We start from the raw sequence: 1,170 nt of genomic DNA, 5'->3' as shown, positions 1-1,170 counted from the left end.
TCAGTGCCAAGGTCAGCAATTGTCTAGCAGCAGAAGTTTTAAGCGATGAAAGCATGACTTACTTTTCATGCATTTTGCTAGCGCTGAGTCTCGATTTAGTGCAGTTAATTCTCTTCTTGCAGCTTATAATGTTGATCCTTTAGAGCCCATATTTAAGTTCAATAATGCTTAGAAAAAACCAAGAATTCCTTACAATATTGAATTCTATTAAATTCAACAGCTTACAAAATGTAAGCCTTACAAAGGTTGCTTAAGACATGATAAACAAAATGAAAGTGCTTTTAGCTCCAGCTTTACTAGCGGTTGCTTTACCTGCGCAGGCTGTTTTGATCGATTTTACGTCAACCGAATGGGCTGGTGTAAATGGTGAAGAAACGTATACAAATGATGTTGCAGGAATTGGCGATGTCACACTAAGAGCAAACGTTGGCACTTTAACGTTTAATGGCAACGAGGGTCCGGGTGCAATCGGTGGCCTTGTTGGTGATGGCGACGGTATCGGTATTAAAAAGCATGGTGATCGTGACGAGATCAATAACCCTCAAGGTGGCGACAAGATCGAGAAACTAACAGTGACGTTTGATGCGTCAGTAGTTATTGATGAGATCTTGGTGTTGGATTTGTTTAATAACGAATATCTTGGTTATCGTTTGAAGCCTGGCCCATATGCTGATTCGCCATTTATTCCTGCAGGTCCTGGTAGTGCTGGTGGTGCTGGCTTCTTAAGCATTCTGACTGGCTTTGATAGCACAGATCGTACGTCTTGGATCCAATTCACTGTACCTCAGGGTGCTGGTGACGACTCTGATCAAGACTTCGCTTTAGCAGGTTTAAGAGTGACTGCTGTTCCAGAACCTCGCACGTTAGCGCTCTTAGGTTTGGGGCTTCTTGGTCTAGCTCGTATCCGAAAGCGCGTTTAAGCAACGACTTTGCCTAGAACTAGATCTTACGTCGTTGAGTAAACGAAAAAGCAGCCAACTGGCTGCTTTTTTTATGTCTTTTTTCGTTCTTACACAGGTTTTCTACTGAATACGCCGAGGATAGGCGTACCTTGTTTTCGCAATATAGGCTGGATATCACGATAAAGCGCGTGGTACTTGTAGAAAGGCACGCGAGGAAACAAGTGATGAATAGCGTGCAGGTTTTGACCAACCCAGATCCATTCAAAAG

Annotated in this window: 2 protein-coding genes; one reads left to right on the top strand and one right to left on the bottom strand. The window is 43.1% G+C overall.

Annotated elements, in window-relative coordinates; translation table 11 throughout:
* The first annotated feature begins 257 nt into the window (after window positions 1–257).
* Window positions 258–920 (top strand): PEP-CTERM sorting domain-containing protein, encoded by a 663-nt coding sequence (locus tag A3738_RS31610; protein WP_082878336.1) that lies wholly within the window; start codon window positions 258–260, stop codon window positions 918–920.
* A gap of 89 nt (window positions 921–1,009) precedes the next feature.
* On the opposite strand, the gene A3738_RS32210 is transcribed toward A3738_RS31610, so the two are convergent.
* Window positions 1,010–1,159, bottom strand: coding sequence for a fatty acid desaturase (locus tag A3738_RS32210; protein ID WP_255376211.1), 150 nt, complete (start codon window positions 1,157–1,159; stop codon window positions 1,010–1,012).
* Window positions 1,160–1,170: the final 11 nt, after the last annotated feature.

The sequence above is a fragment of the Oleiphilus sp. HI0066 genome (assembly GCF_001635725.1).
This window is presented reverse-complemented; position numbering and strand designations above follow the sequence as displayed.